Raw genomic sequence first — 18,076 nt, forward strand, 5'->3', positions numbered from 1 at the left:
CGGTGTAAAATAAGTTATATACGAAAGAAATGATATAAAATGAAGACTAAAGTATTCATCGACGGAAGCGCAGGCACTACGGGTCTGCAAATATTCGAGCGTCTCGGAAAGAGGGACGACATCGAGATCATCACACTCTCGGACGAGATGCGCAAGGACACCGAGGCAAGACGCGAGGCGATAAACGCATCGGACGTTACCTTCCTGTGTCTGCCCGACGCGGCGGCTGTCGAGGCTGTTTCGCTTGCAGGTGACAAGGTACGCATCATCGACGCTTCCACCGCTCACAGGACCAACCCCGCCTGGGACTACGGTTTCCCCGAGCTGAGCGCGGCTCACCGTGAGGCTATCGCAAAGTCGAAGAGGGTCGCAAACCCAGGATGCTACGCGAGCGGTTTCATCAGCCTTGTTTACCCGCTGATGAAGGCAGGAGTCCTGCCTGAGGATTATCCGCTCACCGCACACGCGGTCTCGGGCTACAGCGGCGGCGGAAAAAAGATGATCGCTGCGCTTGAAGGCGCGGACAAGTCCAAAGAAATGTACTCACCAAGACAGTACGCGCTTACTCAGTCCCACAAGCACCTGCCCGAGATGCAGAAGGTGTGCGGTCTGAAATACAAGCCGATGTTCAACCCCATCGTTGACGATTACTACGCAGGTATGGTGGTGAGCGTGCCGCTGGTAACAAGGGCACTCGGAAAAGCCTACTCACCTGCCGATATCCACGAGATACTCTCTGCTCACTACGAGGGTCAGAGATTCGTTAAGGTAATGGAGCTCGGCGGCAAGGACACCCTGCCCGACGGTTTCCTCGCTGCAAATACCCTCGAAGGCACCAACGATATGCAGCTCTTCGTGTTCGGCAGTGACGAACAGATACTCCTCTGCTCGCGCCTCGACAACCTGGGCAAAGGCGCTTCGGGAGCGGCTGTCCAGAACATGAACATCATGCTCGGACTCGATGAAACAACAAGTCTGATCTAACCCCGTCCGGTTGTGTTTTGCTTATCCTGTGCTCCCTGGGATTACATGAGTGCGGGTTTAGCTGGGGGAAACCCGCCTTAGCTTCGCACGTCCACCTTAGCTTCGCACGTCCACCTTAGTTTCGCACGGCTAGAAGAAAGGTTCTCCCCCAGACCCCCTTCCAAAGACTTTTAATATGTTATTCGTTTGATGCGGTCGGATAGATAGCTCCTTGACATTTCAAGAGATACCATCTTACAAAATCCGCAATTGAAGTGTAAACCACCATTGAACGTCTTTTTGGCAAGAGCGCACTAACGAGAAAAAGAATCACAATCTTCCCACCTAATACTACCTGCGGAAGAACCACCCACAAGCCAAAAAGTATTAAAAGTTTTAGTGAGGGGGTTTGGGGGAAGACCCTTTTTCAAAAGGGTCTCCCCCAAGCAAAAAGGTCTCCCCAAATAAAACCGGCACTCACACAAAGGATCCGGGAAGGCAGGACAAGCAATACACAACCGGAAAAGAAATAGAAAGAAAGCACTGTTCGGAAACATAAACGAAAGGATAAGTGTATTATGAATATAAAGCGTATATGCGAGATCGCGGTCAAGGAAGCTAAAGAACTGTACGACACCGACCTTGACTATACCCCCGAGAGCATCGACAGGCTCGACAAGATGCTCGAAGCTGCGTCGCAGGAAACGCCGCTTTCGGAGCGAAGACGGCGAAGCATCGCAGTAGAATTCGGTTTTTATCTCGGCGAGACCATGCTGAAAAACGGCATGGCGGAAGCAGGCTGGGAGTGGAAAGGCGCCAAGGTCCCCATGATCGACCTCGAACTGGCTTCGGGCGTAAAGCTCAACCCCGTTGTGAAGGTTTACAGACGTCTGTGCAACGGCGAAGAGGACGAAGTAAAGAGCTTCTACAACGTTGGTATCGCCATCACGAAGGGCGCATTCTACAAGTAAGAGAGTCAGCGGTCTGTCAGGATCGCACAAGTGTACAATTTTGTGTACTATAGGAGTAGGGTAAAATGAAAAACATTACATTCAAGGATTACGAAGGCTACGCCTATATCGACGGCGGAGTCTGCGCAGCCGAAGGCTTCAAGGCAGGCGGCTGCTATGCGGGGATAAAGAAGTCCCCGACTCATGACGGAAATGACACCAAGATCAAGATGAAAAACGATCTCGGCATGATCGTGTCCGAGACCGAGTGCAACGCGGCTGCGGTCTACACCCAGAACAAGGTCAAGGGTGCGCCGATACTCGTTACGAAGGCGAACCTTGCGGCTACGGGCGGCAAGGCTAAGGCAGTCATCGTCAACTCGAAGAACGCCAACACCTGCAACGCCGACGGCGAGCAGAAGGCTATGAGGATGTGTGAGCTCGCGGCTGAAAATCTTAGCTGCAAGCCGCAGGAAGTCATCGTGGCTTCGACGGGCGTTATCGGTCAGGTACTGCCGATCGAGCCGTTCGAGAAGAACGTTCCTTCGCTGGCGAAGTCGCTGACAAGGGACGGCAACGACGAGGCGGCGCTGGCGATCATGACCACCGACACCTTCCCGAAGCAGTGCGCTGTAAAGTTCACCGTCGGCGGCAAGGAGTGTCATCTCGGCGGCATGGCTAAGGGCAGCGGCATGATCCACCCGAACATGGCGACCACCCTCAACTTCGTGACCACCGACTGCGCGGTCTCGGCTGAGATGCTGCAAAAGGCGCTTTCCGAAGTCGTGAAGATCACCTACAACTGCCTGTCCGTTGACGGCGACCAGTCCACCAACGACATGGTCGCACTGATGGCGAACGGCATGGCAGAAAACACCGAGATCACCGCTGAGGGCGCGGATTTCGAGGCGTTCAAGCAGGCGCTCTACATCGTTATGGTGAACATGACAAGGATGCTCGCGAAGGACGGCGAGGGCGCGACCAAGCTGCTCGAATGCACCGTTTCGGGCGCGAAGGATCTCGACACCGCGATCGTTATCGCAAAGAGCGTTGTCTGCTCGTCGCTGCTCAAGGCTGCGATGTTCGGCGAGGACGCAAACTGGGGAAGAGTTCTCTGCGCGGTAGGCTATGCGGACGCGGAGTTCGATATAAACAAAGTTGACGTGAAGTTCATTTCCGACGGCGGCATGGTACACGTCTGCGAGAACGGTGCAGGCATCCCCTTCTCGGAAGAAGAGGCTTCAAAGGTGCTTGCTGCCGATGAGATACTCGTTGAGGTAAGCGTCGGCGAGGGCGAGGGCAAGGCTACCGCTTACGGCTGCGACCTCACCTACGATTACGTAAAGATCAACGGAGATTACAGGACATAATGACCTTCGCGGTCATGCTCTCTGTGGTGGCTTGCTACACACTGTGCGCGTTCAACGACAAGTACGCGGTGAGCAAGGCGAAGCTGACAGGCGCTGAGCTGAGTTTCATCATGTCGGCGGGAACGATATTTTTCCTGCTGATACTGATGCCCTTTATGAAGGCCGAAGTTCACATTACGCCGATGGCGCTGCTACCTGTCGCGCTCATAACCCTGTGCAAATACGTTGAGTTCTCGGTGCTGCCGAAGATACTCTTTTGCATGACCCCTTTCGAGCTGAAAGGCTGGGTCGGGCTGACGCTGTTCATGAGCTATTTCACCGATGTGGTGTTCTACGGCACGGCGCCGAGTCTGTTCGGTATCATGTTCATATTGGTCACTCTCGCAGGACTGGCACTGGTGGCGAGGGCTGACAGGAGCGAGATAAACTACAGGGAGATATGGATGTTCCTTGTACTGTATCTGCTGGCAAAATTCGGCTACGGACTGACTATGCGCACCACGAAGGACATCCTTCCGAACAATATCACACTGATACTTGCGCTGACGGTGCTGATGTTCATATCCTTCGCTCGGATAAAGGCGAAAGACATGATCTCACGCCCCGAAGGGATGAAGGGCGTGCTGATAGTCGCAGCGGCAAAACTGCCAAACGCGCTGGGTCTGCTGGGCGAGAATTACACCGCTTCACGCAGCCTCGCGAATTACAGCTTCATCCAGCCGCTGATACTTATTTCGCTGTTCATCGCGGCGCTGACGGACAAAAAACGCAGTCTGCCCCTCATGAGCAAGATAGGCGGTGTCGTGATCGCCTGCGGTGTGGTTGGGTTCCAGCTGATGAAATGAGATGATGACATGAGTATTACGGTGAACATATACTATACGGGCAAAAACGGCAGCGCTGCTGCATTTGCCGAGGAAATGGAACGCTTGGGAACCGCCGCACGGATACGCGCTGAGGACGGGAATCTGAGGTACGAATACTTCACGCCGATGAACGACCCCGAAACGGTGCTGCTCATCGACAGCTGGCGCGATCAGGCGGCCATCGACGCGCACCACGCTTCTCCCATGATGGAGACCATCTCTAAATTAAGGGAAAAATACGATCTGCATATGCGGATCGAAAGATACATATCCGACAGCGGCATTCCCGAGCCGGACATGGCATTTATAAGGAAATAGAGGAAAGAAATATGAAAATCGCTAATGATATGCGCTCGCAGATACTCGTTGACGCGCTTCCTTACATTCAGAAATACCACGACAAGGTGGTAGTCGTCAAGTACGGCGGCAACGCTATGACCAATGCCGAGCTCAAAGAAGCCGTTATGGAAGACATCGTGCTGCTGACCGAAGTCGGCATCAGAGTCGTGCTGGTACACGGCGGCGGCCCCGAGATCAACGCGATGCTCAAAAGAGTCGGCGTCGAGTCGAAATTTATCGGCGGTCTGAGATACACCGACAGCGAGACTATCGACATCGTGAAGATGGTGCTCGCAGGTAAGGTCAACAAGGAACTGGTCAGCGCTTTGCAGCTGCACGGCGCAAGAGCGCTGGGTCTGTGCGGCATCGACGGTCAGATACTCATGGCTGAAAAGCTTGAGGGCGAAGTCGATCTCGGTTACGTGGGACAGATCAAAAGCGTTTCCACAAAGCCTATCATCGACGCGCTCAACTGCGGCTATGTTCCGATAATCTCCACAGTCGCTACCTCTGCCGACGGCACCTGCTACAACATCAACGCGGACACGGCTGCGGCACGCATCGCTTCCTGCCTCAGAGCCGAAACGCTGATACTCATGACCGATATCGCAGGTCTGCTGGAGAACAAGGACGACCCGTCCACGCTTATACCGTCGGTCAACGTCAGCGATGTGCCTTACCTTAAAAAGACAGGCATAATCAGCGGCGGCATGATACCGAAGATCGACTGCTGCGTTGAGGCTGTACGACGCGGCGTGAAGAGGACTTCCATCATCGACGGAAGGATACCTCACTCGATACTCATCGAACTGCTGTCAAATGAGGGCGCAGGTACACAGTTTATCTGAAGGATATACACCGCATGAGATTTGAAAACACTACACTCGTCCGCGAAAACGGACAGACGGCATATGATGTCATGCACGAAAGCAGTAGGTCGAGAGCAAAAAAGGTCAGGGAGAAAGAGCTTGTCTGGGCTGTTTCGTTTTTTATCTTCATGGTTTTGGTAAATCTGCTGTTTTACATGAGCGGTGCGTTTGCGGTAAAAACCGCGGATTCCGTGAAGACGATCGGCTATCCGCGCTGGGCGTTCGGCGTGACCTTTGCGATAAGTCTGCCGCTGAGCTATCTGACCGCCGCCGTATATATGCGCATGAAGCACGGCAAAAACGAGGGTATCGGCGCGGATAAAAACGATGACCGCGTCATGTACAAATACACGATAGACGAAAACGGGATAAAAGCCGAGCATAACGGCATCTGCGAATCGGCGGCTTTTTCCGATATAATAAAGATCACTGCCAACGGCTACAGCTACTACGTTTATACGGCTAAGAAAAAATATCAGATAGGCAGGAACGGTTTCGGCAGCCGCGAGACGGAATTCGCACAGTTTATGCGCGGAAAAGGTTTTTCGATAGGCAGGGAAGAATGATCTCAAGGGGGGCTTTTTAATGGCAGAAGCGGTATTCGTCAACAAGACCACCACATCGGGCAGGCAGGAATACGCCGAGATGCAGAAGAAGTACCTTCGCACACAAAAGCCGTCTTATTCAGTGTTACCGCGCTGTGCTTAGTCTGCGGACTTGCGGCGCTGCTGATACACAAGATGATACTTATGGCGGCAGGTCTGCTGTTTGCGGCGGCTGTGCCGTTCATTATGCTGAGACAGCTCGGAAAGGCTATTGACAACGCCTACGAAAGTCAGAAAGGGCGGCTTTTCGGTCGGAGATGAAAACGGTTTTTCGGACTTCATCAAAGAGAAGATCGGTAAGGATAACTATTATATAATGACGTAACGAAAGGAAAAGTAAAATGAACACCATAGAACAATTCAACGAACACGTCATGGGCAGCTACGGCAGGTACGACCTCGTGCTCGAAAAGGGCGAGGGACGGACTGCGGTCGCTGAGGACGGCAAGGAATACATCGACTTCGGGTCGGGCATCGGCACCAACAGTCTGGGCTACTGCAACGAACTGTGGGTAAAAGCGGTCTGCGACCAGGCTCACAGCATCCAGCACACTTCCAACTACTACTACACAAAGGTGCAGGCGGACTTCGCGAAGAGACTCTGTGAGGCGGCAGGCTACTCAAAGATGTTCTTCGGCAACAGCGGCGCTGAGGCTAACGAGTGCGCTATCAAGATCGCAAGAAAGTACAGCTTCGACAAGTACGGCAAGGACGCTGAGCGCAACATCATCGTGACGCTCAAAAACAGCTTCCACGGAAGAACGATGGGCACCCTCTCGGCGACGGGGCAGGACGTGTTCCACAACTACTTCTTCCCGTTCCTGCCCGGCTTTGTGAACGCCGAAGCCAACGATATCGACGACCTGAAGAAAGTCCTCGCGGAGAACAAGGGCAAGGTCTGCGCGGTAATGTTCGAGCTGATACAGGGCGAGGGCGGCGTTGTGTCGCTGACCAAGGAGTTCGTCAACGCTATTTTCGAGGAGTGCGCTAAGGATGACATCCTCACCGTCTGCGATGAAGTCCAGACGGGCGTCGGCAGAACAGGCAGCCTGCTCACCAGCGAACAGTACGGCGTGAAACCCGACATCACCACCCTCGCGAAGGGTCTTGCGGGCGGCGTGCCGATAGGCGTGTGCCTTGCGGGCGAGAAGTGCGCAAACGTTCTCACTCCCGGAACTCACGGCTCCACCTTCGGCGGAAACCCCATCGCCTGCGCAGGCGGCAACGCTGTGCTCGAAACGGTGCTGTCCGACGGCTTCCTCGACAGCGTGGTTCAGAAGGGCTACTACTTCTGGCAGAAGCTGGGCGAGATGGACGCAGTAGACCACGTTGACGGCATGGGTCTGATGATCGGCGTGCAGCTCAAAAGCGGCGACGCACACGACATCGCAAAGAAGTGCCTTGACAACGGTCTGCTGATACTCACCGCAAAGGATAAGCTGCGTTTCCTGCCGCCGCTGAACATCTCCTATGAGGAGATCGACAAGGGTCTGGCTATCCTCGCAGAAATACTGAAATAAACCCCGAAAGGATGAATGGATATGAAGCATTTACTGAAACTTTTAGACCTCTCGAAAGAGGAGATCATCGAGATACTCAACCTCGCAGATCAGCTCAAGTATGAGAACAAGAACGGCATCGAGCACAAGATACTCAAGGGCAAGACCCTCGGCATGATCTTCCAGAAGTCCTCGACCCGTACACGCGTGAGCTTTGAGACAGGTATGTACCAGCTCGGAGGTCAGGCTCTGTTCCTCTCCAACCGCGACCTTCAGATCGGACGCGGCGAGCCTGTTCAGGACACCGCACGCGTGCTCTCCCGCTACCTCGACGGCATCATGATCCGTACCTTCGAGCAGAAGGAAGTTGAAGATCTGGCAGGCTACGGCTCTATCCCGATCATCAACGGTCTGACCGATTTCTGCCACCCCTGTCAGGTGCTTGCTGACCTCATGACCATCCGCGAGCACAAGGGCAGACTCGACGGTATGAAGCTCTGCTACATCGGCGACGGAAACAATATGGCTAACTCCCTGATCGTTGGCGGCCTGAAGGTAGGCATGACTGTTGCTATCGCCTGCCCCGACGACTATCAGCCCGATCCCAAGGTACTCGAATTCGCGAAGGAGTACGGCGACAAGTTCATCATGACGAGCGACATCAAGGCTGCCGCTAAGGACGCAGATGTGCTCTACACCGACGTGTGGACTTCCATGGGCGAAGAGGCTGAGACCGAGAAGCGCAAGAAGGCATTCGCAGGCTACCAGATCAACGACGACGTGATGGCTGTTGCAAAGCCCGACGCTATGGTTCAGCACTGCCTGCCCGCTCACCGTGAGGAGGAGATCACCGAGAAGGTATTCGAGGCTCACGCTGACGAGATCTTCGACGAGGCTGAGAACCGTCTCCACGCTCAGAAGGCTGTTATGGTCAAGGTAATGGGCTAAAGTGATAACGTTATAAAAAATATTTTTACCCCCTGACGCTCAAAAAAAGTGCGTGAGGGGGCTTTTTTTGTGTATTTTCGGGGGTCAGGAGGGCTGAGCGGATAAAAAAAGTTTACAATTCCCTACTTGACAGATAGGAGATACAGTGGTATAATCATCAAAGTAAAACATAGTATTCATGTATGAAATATAGATTCAATATGAGAGGTGATATCATGTCGCTGAAACAGATCGCAAAAATGACAGGTGTATCGGTATCCACAGTCGGCAGGATACTCAGTGACCCGAATCATAAATGCTCGAATGAAGAGGTTAGACAGAGGGTCCTCGAAGCGGCAAGGGAGATAAGCTACATCCCCAACGCCAGCGCACGCTCGCTGAGGGCGGGCGGCAAGACCGACGACAGGATCTTCCACATCAACATCCTGCTGACAAGGTTCGCGAAGGAAGCTGCCGACCCCTTCTACGACGAGCTGCTGATGATACTCGAAAAAGAACTGCGTAACAGCGGATGTATCGTCGGGAACGTGTGGCACTGCGCCGAATTCTCGGACGAGAAATACAACCAGACCGACAAGCTGCAAAAGCTGACTGACAGTCTCTACTCGGACAGTGAGAGACGCTCGGACGGACTTATCATTATCGGGAAGGTCACGGGCAGGGCGCTCAAACAGCTCAAAACAAGGGAAAAGAACATCGTGTCCATCAACCGCAACTCGACCAACTACGAGGTGGATGAGGTGCTTTGCGACGGCGGCAGGATAGCACAGAACGCTGTGGCGCACCTTGCAAAGCTCGGACACACGAAGATAGGCTACGTCGGCGACTGTCACAACGAATCGCGTTTCACGGGATATCAGGCGGCGCTGGCGACCCAGCATCTTGCTCCCGATATCGACTACATCTACGACACAACGCCGAATGAGGCCAACGGTATCGCCGCGATGGAGTACTTCAGTTCGCTGGCAGACCCGCCTACAGGCATCTACTGTGCGAACGATATCTTGGCGGTCGGTATGATAAAGGCTATGGGCAAGCGAAGGGCGCGAGGATATATCCCCTCGATAATCTCCAGCGATGATATCGATGCCGCCCAGTATACCAAGCCGATGCTGACAACGATCGCACTGCCGAAAAATGAGATGGTAAAGTTCGCTCTGATGCTGCTTCTTGACCGCATAAAGGGCGGTCACAAGATAGTTTCGCGGCTTGAAGTCGAGGGAACGCTCATTATTCGTGAAAGCTGCCGCACCTTCAGGGAGCTTACAGAACCCGAATACTACATCTGAGACACGCCGTGATAACGTTATCACATTTTACTGTTGACAAACCGACGGATATGAGTTACAATATAGTCACGACATAAATCATACTAAGCAGATATGAGAAATATGAAAGGAAGTATGAACATGAGTTATAAAAATATTGAAACAGCCCTCATACACGGCGGTATATCCATTGACGAGCGCACAGGTGCGGTGAACGTCCCGATATATCAGACCTCGACCTTCAAGCAGGACGGTCTCGGAAAGATGAGGGGCTATGAGTATTCGAGAACGGGCAACCCCACAAGAGAAGCTCTCGAAGCACTCATCGCAGAACTTGAAGGCGGCTACGCAGGCTTCGCTTTCGCAAGCGGACTTGCGGCAGAGACCGCAGTGCTGAGCCTGCTGAACTCGGGAGACAGAGTGCTTATCTCCTCAAACGTTTACGGCGGCACATTCAGACTGCTCGACAAGATATTCAACCACTTCAATATCAACTACACCATCTCGGACACCGAGAACATCGAGTCCTTTGAAAAGGATATCACTCCCGATGTCAAGGCGGTACTTATCGAGAGCCCCGCAAATCCGCTGATGACCATTACCGACATCAGAGCGGTGGCGGAAACGGCTCACAAGCACGGACTGCTCGTGATCGTGGACAACACCTTCATGACACCGTACATCCAGAGACCGCTTGAACTGGGTGCAGACATCGTGGTACACTCGGCTACCAAGTATCTCGGCGGACACAGCGACGTCGTTGCAGGTCTCGCGGTGGTAAAGACGAAGGAACTTGCAGAGCGCATCGCTTTCATCCAGAACTCGACAGGCGGCGTTCTTCCTCCGTTCGACAGCTTCCTGCTGATACGCGGCATCAAGACGCTGGGCGTTCGTCTCGACAGACACGTTGCAAACGCCGAAGCCGCTGCGAAATACCTCAGCACACACAGCGCGGTCAAGAGCGTTCACTACCCGGGACTTCCGACCGACAAGGGCTACGAGGTCAACAAGCGTCAGGCTAAGAACGGCGGCGTGATGATCTCCTTCGAGCTCAAGGACAACTACGATATTAACGTGTTCTTCGAGAGCTTGCAGCTGGTGACGCTGGCTGAGAGCCTTGGCGGTGTTGAATCGCTCGTATGCCATCCTTCGAGCATGACCCACGCTTCCATCCCCGAAGATATCCGCCGCAAGGTAGGTATCACCGACGGGCTGATAAGACTTTCGATCGGTATCGAGAGCATAGACGATATTCTCGCCGATATTGAACAGGCGATCGAGAAAAGCGAGGTAAAATAAAATGCTGTATGAAAATATGCACGGGCTCATCGGGCACACCCCGCTCGTGAGACTGAAAAATATGGGGGTCTCCCCCAACGTCAATATCTACGCAAAGCTGGAAATGTATAACCCCTCGGGAAGCGTCAAAGACCGCATCGGTGAGTATATGGTCAAGGCAGCCGAGAAAGAGGGCAAACTTAAAAAGGGCGGTACGATAATCGAGGCTACCGCAGGAAACACGGGACTGGGAATAGCGTTCGCAGCACTCGGAAGAGGCTACAGGGTGATATTCACAGTGCCCACAAAATTCTCCGCAGAAAAGCAGGCTCTTATGAGAGCGCTCGGTGCGGAGGTCATAAACACTCCGCGTGCCGAGGGTATGCTCGGGGCTGTACGCAAGGCTGAAGAGCTGAAAGCGACGATACCCGATTCCATATCCCTCGAACAGTTCAAGAACCCGAACAATCCGCTCGCTCACTACGAAGGAACGGGCAGAGAGATATGGAAGGACATCGGCGGCAAGGTGACACATCTGGTCGCAGGCGCAGGCAGCGGCGGAACCTACTCGGGCATCGTGAGATACTTGAAGGAACACGACCCGAAGGTTCAGGGCGTGCTTGCCGATCCCGAGGGCTCGACCATCGGCGGAGGAGAACATTTCGACTACAACATTGAGGGCATCGGCAACGACTTCATTCCCGATACTATGGACATCACACTTGTGGATAAGGTCATCAAGATAAACGATGAGGAAGCATTCTCCACAGTGCGCGACCTCGCGAAGAACGAGGGCATCATCGCGGGTTCATCTTCGGGCGCTGCTATGGCGGCGGCAATAAAGCTCGCACGTACCCTCGAAAGCGGAAATATCGTGGTGGTCCTCCCCGACAGAGGAGACAGATATTTCAGCACTGGACTTTTTGGGTAACGGTGATATAATGATCTACAAGATTGCACTTGCAAGCTCTGACGGAGCAAGCATCGACAGTCATTTCGGAGCGGCCGAGCGGTTCTACATCGCAGAGCTCGACACCGAGACCGAGGACTGTGAGATAACGGGCTTCCGCGATGTCAACAGGGCGTGTCACGGCGGCTATCATGAGATCGACGCTTTTGCGGCGATACTTGATACGCTCTCTGACGTGTCGGCGATAGTTGCACAGCGCGTTGGTCCCGGAGCGCGGAAATACATCTCGGAACACGGCATAGCTGTGTATCAGATAGCGCTCGGCACCGAGCAGGCGATATGTCTGCTCATAGAAGAAAAACAATGGGAGGTGGATAAATGGCTATCTCATACGAAGAACTGACAACTAAACACCCCTGCTTTGCCAGAGGCGAGAAGAACGGCAGCGGACGAATCCATCTTCCGATAAGTCCGAGCTGCAATATAGAATGCCGCTTCTGCGAGCGCAGTTTCAACAACTACGAGGTGCGTCCGGGCGTCAGCAGAACGGTCATCACCCCCGAGGAAGCGATAGATGCTATCCGCAGGGCTCTGGAAGTCTGTCCCGAGATACACGTTGCGGGCATAGCGGGTCCCGGCGACACGCTGGCAAGCCCCTACGCGCTGGAGACGTTCCGACTGATAAAGAAAGAGTTCCCCGACCTTGTCAAGTGCATGAGTACGAACGGTCTGCTGCTTGCCGAGAAGGCACAGGAGATCATAGACGTCGGCGTCGATTCGCTGACGGTCACGGTAAACGCCGTTGACCCGAAGATAGAGGCGCAGCTCAATGACGGCATCGTTTGGCACGGAAAACACTACACGGGCATCGAAGCCGCAAAGATACTCATCGAGCAGCAGCTCAAAGGCATAAGGCTCGTGAGCGAGGCAGGCGTTACACTCAAAGTCAACACGGTGTTCGTTCCCGAGATAAACGGCGACCACATCGAGGAAGTTGCGAGAACGGTCGCAGAGGCAGGTGCTTCGATATACAACATCATCCCTCTGATACCGAATCACAAGCTGAAGGACTGCCGCGAACCAGACTGCATGGAGCTGGAAAGGGTGATACTCAAGGCTTCAAAGTACATCGACGTGTTCAGACACTGTCAGAGATGCCGCGCCGACGCGGTGGGTATCCCCGGCGGCAAGGACTACGGCGAGCAGATCTACATCGACCTGCAAAGACTTTCGAGAAAAGATACATTCTCACACGGATGATCAAAATTTTTTTAATACATGAAATGAGGTAAAGTAAAATGGCTAAGGAATTAAGACAGATCGCTATCTACGGTAAGGGCGGTATCGGTAAGTCCACAACTACTCAGAACCTGACAGCAGGACTTGTTGAGCGCGGAAACAATGTAATGGTAGTAGGCTGCGACCCTAAGGCAGACTCCACCAGACTGCTTCTCGGCGGTCTGCATCAGAAGACCGTTCTCGACACTCTTAGAGATCAGGGCGAAGACGATATCGAGCTCGACGCTATCCTCAAGGAAGGCTTCCTGGGCACAAAGTGCGTTGAGTCGGGCGGCCCTGAGCCGGGTGTAGGATGCGCAGGACGCGGCATCATCACCTCGATCGGTCTGCTGGAGAGACTTGGTGCTTACACCGAGGATCTTGACTATGTATTTTACGACGTACTCGGCGACGTTGTCTGCGGCGGTTTCGCGATGCCTATCCGTGAGGGCAAGGCTAAGGAGATCTACATCGTAGCTTCGGGCGAGATGATGGCTCTCTACGCTGCTAACAACATCTCGAAGGGTATCGCAAGATACGCTCGTCAGGGCGGCGTTCGTCTCGGCGGCATCATCTGCAACAGCCGTAACGTTGACCGTGAGGCAGAGCTCGTAAGAGCATTCGCTAAGGAGCTGGGCACTCAGATGATCCACTTCGTACCGCGTGACAACGACGTTCAGCGTGCCGAGATCAGAAAGAAGACCGTTATCCAGCACTTCCCGAAGTCCAGACAGGCTGACGAGTACAGAGCACTCGCAGAGAAGATCGAGCAGAACGATATGTTCGTTATCCCGAAGCCGATGACTCAGGAGAGACTTGAAGAGATCCTTTTCGAGTACGGTCTGATGGAGAACATTGAGAACGACTACCGCATCTGAGATAAGAAATCAGAAATAAGAAATAATAAATATAATTCCTGCTTTCTGATCTCTGCTATCTGATTTCTGATTTCTTATTTCTTTAATAAAGAGGAGTTTATTATGAGTAAAGTAAATTTGGATATTCCTGAGGTCGAGATACGTGAGATACGTCTCGGTTCGATCACGGGCTTTCAGGGCACGGCTAAGGAGCTTGTCAGTGCCTGCTCGGGCTGCGGAAAGCTGAAAGACAAGAACCGCTCCTTCAGCCAGTGCTTAGGCTGCGGTACTTCCAACGCTGCCTGCACACTGACGCTGATACAGGATGCGGCGATCATCTCCCACGGTCCTGTAGGATGTTCTACCTGCCTGCATGAGTTCGCTTTCACCTACCGCGTGAACGCTTATCTCAGACAGCTCGAACACCCCACCCAGAGAAAGATCTTCTCCACAAACCTTGAAGAAAAGGACACCATCTACGGCGGCGGCAAGAAGCTCGACGCTGCTATCCACGAGGTCTACAAGCGTGCTAAGCCGAAGGCGATATTCGTTATCACCACCTGCGCGGCAGGTATCATCGGCGACGACGTTGAGAGCGTTACCAACAACGCCGAGAAGGAGCTGGGTATACCCGTTGTTGCGGTATTCTGCGAAGGCTTCCGCTCGAAGATGTGGACATCGGGCTTCGATGCAGGCTATCACGGCATCGCAAGAAAGATCATCAAGCCCGCAAGACAGAAGAGAAACATCATCAATGTCATCAACTTCTGGGGCAGCGATATTTTCAGAGAGTGGTTCGCGGAGTTCGGCTACGAGCCCAACTACATCACTCCCTTCGCGACTGTTGACAGCCTGAGCTATTCGAGCGAGGCGGCACTGACCATTCAGGCTTGCTCGACACTCGGAAGCTATCTCGGCGCGGCACTGGAGCAGTCCTTCGGCGTGCCCGAGATCCGCAATTCGCCCCCTTACGGCATCGCACAGACCGACCGCTGGTTCAGAGAGCTCGGTCAGATCATCGGCAAGGAGAAGGAAGTCGAGGAGTTCCTCGCACGCAAGAAGGAAGAATACCTGCCGAAGATAGAGGCTCTGCGTGAGAAGCTCAAGGGCAAGACCGCTTACGTTACCGCAGGCGCTTCCCACGGACACTCGCTGCTGGCTCTGCTCAAGGAGCTCGGCATGGAGCCGCAGGGTGCTGCGATATTCCACCACGACCCCGAATACGATAACGAGGACGAGCGTGCCGATACATTAAGACACACCGTTGAGGATTACGGCGATGTTCCCAACTACAACGTCTGCAACAAGCAGGAGTTTGAGCTGGTGAACGTGCTCAACCGCATCAAGCCCGACATCCTGCTTGCACGTCACGGCGGCATGACCCTGTGGGGCGCTAAGCTCGGAATCCCCTCGCTGCTTATCGGCGACGAGCATTTCGGAATGGGCTACGAAGGCTTAGTAAACTACGGCGAGCGCATCCTTGAGACCATCGAGAACGATGAGTTCGTAAAGAATCTGGCTCAGCATTCGTCCAACCCCTACACAAAGTGGTGGCTTGAACAGGAGCCCTACACCTTCCTCGGAAAATAACTTTTTAAATAGGATATAAGAAATAAAAAATAAGAAATATACTTTGATCTCTTGTTTCTCATCTTTTATCTGTTAAATAATAAGGAGAAAATACTTATGGCAGGATTAATTGAACAGGAACGCTACACCTGCGCGATAGGCGCTTTACAGACGGTAGTAGCTATCCCCCGCGCCGTGCCGATACTTCATTCGGGTCCGGGCTGCGGAGTAATGATAAAGGGCTTCTTCGAGCGTTCGTCGGGCTATGCAGGCGGCGAGACCGCACCCTGCACCAATTTCAGCGAGAAGGAAGTTGTTTTCGGCGGCACCGACAGACTGCGCAACATCATCAAAAACACCTACAAGGTGCTTGACACCGACTTGCAGGTCGTAGTTACGGGCTGTACAGCAGGCATCGTGGGTGACGACATTGCAAGCGTTACCGATGAGTTCCTCTATGAAGAGGACAGACCCATCGTTCACGTTGAGACCTCGGGCTTCAAGTCGAACAACTATGTTTCCCACTCGGCTGTTGTCAACGCTATCATAGACCAGTATGTCAGCCGTTTCGAGGACGACAACCCCGCACGCAGCGAGAAGAACCTCGTAAACGTCATCGCATCCATCCCCTATCAGGATCAGTTCTGGAAGGGCAACCTCAAAGAATACAAGAGACTTCTTGAAGGTCTCGGACTCAAGGTAAACATCCTCTTCGGACCCCATTCGGGCGGCGTAAAGGAATGGCAGACCATCCCGAAGGCTAACTTCAACGTGTTCGTTTCCCCCTGGTACGGCGAGCCCATCGTCAAGAATCTGGAGAGACGCTACGGTCAGCCCTACTTCAAGTTCGGCTATCTGCCCATCGGCGCCAACGAGACCACACGCTTCCTGAACGGCGTTGTTGATTTCGCTCTCGAACAGGGCGCCGAGATCGACGAAAAGAAGGCAAGAAAGTTCATCGAGGAAGAGGAGAAGGCTTACTACGAAGAGCTCGACAACCTCGCGACCTTCCTGCTGGAGTTCCGCTACGGACTTCCCTCCTACGTACATATCCTGCACGACTCGGGCTATGTTGTGGGTCTGACAAGATTCCTGCTTCACGAGACAGGCGTCGTTCCGAAGGAACAGTTCATCGTGGACAACGTTCCGAAGAAGTATCAGGAACAGATCGAGGCAGACATCAAGGCTACCTCCGACAAGCGTGAGATACCCGTTTACTTCGACCCCGACGCAGGCGCTATGCAGGACGTTATCAGAGGTCTCGAACACAAGGGCAGAGGTCTTATCCTCGGCAGCGGCTGGGATAAGGAACTCGCCGCAGAGATCAATGCGGACTTCCTCTCCATCGCTTGTCCGACTCCTTACCGTATCGTGCTGACCACAAATTACGTCGGCTACACGGGCGGACTCAGGGTCATCGAGGATATCTACAACACGGCACTCGCAACATATAAATAATGACCAAAGAGCTGTCGCACGTCCGACAGCTCTTTTTGAAAGGAATGATACTATGGCTAAAGTTGCTATTGCAACAGGCGACGGCTTTACCGTTAACGAACATTTCGGTCACGCAAAATTCTTCCGCGTGTACGAACTTACCGATACCGACTTTAAGTTTCTCGAAGTCCGCGACGCTGTGGCGGTCTGCCAGCAAAGCCTCGGTCACGATACCACTCGCTTCGATAAGATAATCGAACTTCTATCCGACTGTGACGCTCTCCTCGTCCAGAAGATCGGCGAGGGCGCGGCTGCATACCTCATAGCCAAAAACGTCCGCGTATTCGAGGTCAGCGGCCCCATCGACGCAGTACTCCAAAAGTTCATAGCAGACAAAATAATCTGAAAAAAGCAAAGCCCGAGACGCGTTTCGGGCTTTGCTTTTTTACTCCATTGAGTGCGGGTTTTTGCTGGGGGAAACCTTTCTGAAGAAAGGTTCTCCCCCAGACCCCCTTCCAAAGACTTTTAATATGTTGGACGATAGTTGTGTTTTAGTAGATAGGCTCTTGACGTTTCAAGAGAGACCGTCTGAAAAATACCGCAAATGATGCGTGAAACGCTTTTGAACGTCTTTTTGGCAAGGGTCGAACTATTGAAAAATAGAATCACAAACTTCCCGACCTGCACAAACTAATGAAGAAACACCCAAAAGCCAAAAAGTATTAAAAGTTTTAGTGAGGGGGTTTGGGGGAAGGGGCTGTTGCACCCCAAAAAGAAAGAAAAAGAGCTTAGCGAACCCCGAAAGGTATAGCTAAGCTCTTCGTTTTGTGGTATAATTTAATTGCGAAAAAAATAACCCACGAAAGGATTGTACCATAAAAATGAGAAATTGTCAAGTACGTCTTAACATAAATTATGAGATCTACATCGAAGAAAGCTCACCGGTCAGAGTACTGGGCAATGTGATAGACGAGATCTATTCCAAAGAAGATTACACGATACAGAGCAAGTGGAACGGCGCTGTGCCCGAGGATATCATGATGAAAATACTCATTTACGGCTACATGAAC

21 protein-coding genes are annotated in these 18,076 nt (G+C 52.9%); all 21 read left to right on the forward strand.

Features of this window, described 5'->3' with window-relative positions; translation table 11 throughout:
• The first annotated feature begins 39 nt into the window (after positions 1 to 39).
• Complete coding sequence (gene argC / locus BT142_RS16180) at positions 40 to 984, forward strand: N-acetyl-gamma-glutamyl-phosphate reductase (protein WP_072419218.1); 945 nt, start codon at positions 40 to 42, stop codon at positions 982 to 984.
• A 557-nt stretch (positions 985 to 1,541) separates the two neighbouring features.
• A complete protein-coding gene (locus BT142_RS16185) occupies positions 1,542 to 1,934 on the forward strand; it encodes a hypothetical protein (RefSeq protein WP_072419219.1) in 393 nt (130 codons plus the stop codon).
• Positions 1,935 to 1,999: 65 nt separating this feature from the next.
• Positions 2,000 to 3,283: a bifunctional glutamate N-acetyltransferase/amino-acid acetyltransferase ArgJ gene (argJ, locus tag BT142_RS16190; protein ID WP_072419220.1), complete on the forward strand. Its 1,284-nt coding sequence runs from the start codon at positions 2,000 to 2,002 to the stop codon at positions 3,281 to 3,283.
• Positions 3,283 to 4,128: a hypothetical protein gene (locus BT142_RS16195; RefSeq protein WP_072419221.1), complete on the forward strand. Its 846-nt coding sequence runs from the start codon at positions 3,283 to 3,285 to the stop codon at positions 4,126 to 4,128. Before argJ ends, BT142_RS16195 begins: the two co-directional genes overlap by 1 nt.
• Before the next feature lie 9 nt (positions 4,129 to 4,137).
• Positions 4,138 to 4,467 carry a putative quinol monooxygenase gene (locus tag BT142_RS16200; protein WP_072419222.1) on the forward strand — a complete coding sequence of 110 codons (330 nt, stop codon included), beginning with the start codon at positions 4,138 to 4,140 and terminating at the stop codon, positions 4,465 to 4,467.
• 11 nt (positions 4,468 to 4,478) lie between these two features.
• Complete coding sequence (gene argB, locus BT142_RS16205; protein ID WP_072419223.1) at positions 4,479 to 5,336, forward strand: acetylglutamate kinase; 858 nt, start codon at positions 4,479 to 4,481, stop codon at positions 5,334 to 5,336.
• Positions 5,337 to 5,350: 14 nt separating this feature from the next.
• On the forward strand, positions 5,351 to 5,923 hold the full coding sequence (locus tag BT142_RS16210) for a hypothetical protein (RefSeq protein ID WP_072419224.1): 573 nt from the start codon (positions 5,351 to 5,353) through the stop codon (positions 5,921 to 5,923).
• 19 nt (positions 5,924 to 5,942) lie between these two features.
• Positions 5,943 to 6,065 carry a hypothetical protein gene (locus BT142_RS19930; RefSeq protein WP_278277337.1) on the forward strand — a complete coding sequence of 41 codons (123 nt, stop codon included), beginning with the start codon at positions 5,943 to 5,945 and terminating at the stop codon, positions 6,063 to 6,065.
• Positions 6,066 to 6,097: 32 nt separating this feature from the next.
• Positions 6,098 to 6,223, forward strand: coding sequence for a hypothetical protein (locus BT142_RS19935; protein WP_278277336.1), 126 nt, complete (start codon positions 6,098 to 6,100; stop codon positions 6,221 to 6,223).
• A gap of 80 nt (positions 6,224 to 6,303) precedes the next feature.
• The gene (locus tag BT142_RS16215; protein WP_072419225.1) at positions 6,304 to 7,482 is read left to right on the forward strand and encodes an aspartate aminotransferase family protein; all 1,179 of its coding nucleotides are present in this window, start codon (positions 6,304 to 6,306) and stop codon (positions 7,480 to 7,482) included.
• 21 nt (positions 7,483 to 7,503) lie between these two features.
• On the forward strand, positions 7,504 to 8,409 hold the full coding sequence (gene argF, locus BT142_RS16220; protein WP_072419226.1) for an ornithine carbamoyltransferase: 906 nt from the start codon (positions 7,504 to 7,506) through the stop codon (positions 8,407 to 8,409).
• Between the two features lie 215 nt (positions 8,410 to 8,624).
• The gene (locus tag BT142_RS16225; RefSeq protein WP_072419227.1) at positions 8,625 to 9,698 is read left to right on the forward strand and encodes a LacI family DNA-binding transcriptional regulator; all 1,074 of its coding nucleotides are present in this window, start codon (positions 8,625 to 8,627) and stop codon (positions 9,696 to 9,698) included.
• Between the two features lie 120 nt (positions 9,699 to 9,818).
• Positions 9,819 to 10,976: a trans-sulfuration enzyme family protein gene (locus tag BT142_RS16230; protein ID WP_072419228.1), complete on the forward strand. Its 1,158-nt coding sequence runs from the start codon at positions 9,819 to 9,821 to the stop codon at positions 10,974 to 10,976.
• 1 nt (position 10,977) lies between these two features.
• Positions 10,978 to 11,886 (forward strand): PLP-dependent cysteine synthase family protein, encoded by a 909-nt coding sequence (locus BT142_RS16235; protein WP_072419229.1) that lies wholly within the window; start codon positions 10,978 to 10,980, stop codon positions 11,884 to 11,886.
• A 10-nt stretch (positions 11,887 to 11,896) separates the two neighbouring features.
• Complete coding sequence (locus BT142_RS16240) at positions 11,897 to 12,268, forward strand: NifB/NifX family molybdenum-iron cluster-binding protein (RefSeq protein WP_072419237.1); 372 nt, start codon at positions 11,897 to 11,899, stop codon at positions 12,266 to 12,268.
• Complete coding sequence (locus tag BT142_RS16245; RefSeq protein WP_072419230.1) at positions 12,244 to 13,125, forward strand: radical SAM protein; 882 nt, start codon at positions 12,244 to 12,246, stop codon at positions 13,123 to 13,125. Before BT142_RS16240 ends, BT142_RS16245 begins: the two co-directional genes overlap by 25 nt.
• A 38-nt stretch (positions 13,126 to 13,163) precedes the next feature.
• Positions 13,164 to 14,021, forward strand: coding sequence for a nitrogenase iron protein (gene nifH / locus BT142_RS16250; protein ID WP_072419231.1), 858 nt, complete (start codon positions 13,164 to 13,166; stop codon positions 14,019 to 14,021).
• A gap of 102 nt (positions 14,022 to 14,123) precedes the next feature.
• Positions 14,124 to 15,590, forward strand: a complete 1,467-nt coding sequence (locus BT142_RS16255) for a nitrogenase component 1 (RefSeq protein WP_072419232.1) — start codon at positions 14,124 to 14,126, stop codon at positions 15,588 to 15,590.
• 96 nt (positions 15,591 to 15,686) lie between these two features.
• Positions 15,687 to 17,027 (forward strand): nitrogenase component 1, encoded by a 1,341-nt coding sequence (locus tag BT142_RS16260; RefSeq protein ID WP_072419233.1) that lies wholly within the window; start codon positions 15,687 to 15,689, stop codon positions 17,025 to 17,027.
• Between the two features lie 52 nt (positions 17,028 to 17,079).
• Entirely contained in the window at positions 17,080 to 17,412 is a 333-nt protein-coding gene (locus tag BT142_RS16265) for a NifB/NifX family molybdenum-iron cluster-binding protein (RefSeq protein ID WP_072419234.1), read from the forward strand.
• A 475-nt stretch (positions 17,413 to 17,887) separates the two neighbouring features.
• Positions 17,888 to 18,076: hypothetical protein (locus BT142_RS16270; RefSeq protein ID WP_139275813.1), on the forward strand; the 189-nt coding region annotated here is incomplete at its 3' end.

Origin of the sequence: Ruminococcus sp. YE71, assembly GCF_900119155.1 — a bacterium.
Lineage (GTDB): Bacteria > Bacillota > Clostridia > Oscillospirales > Ruminococcaceae > YE71.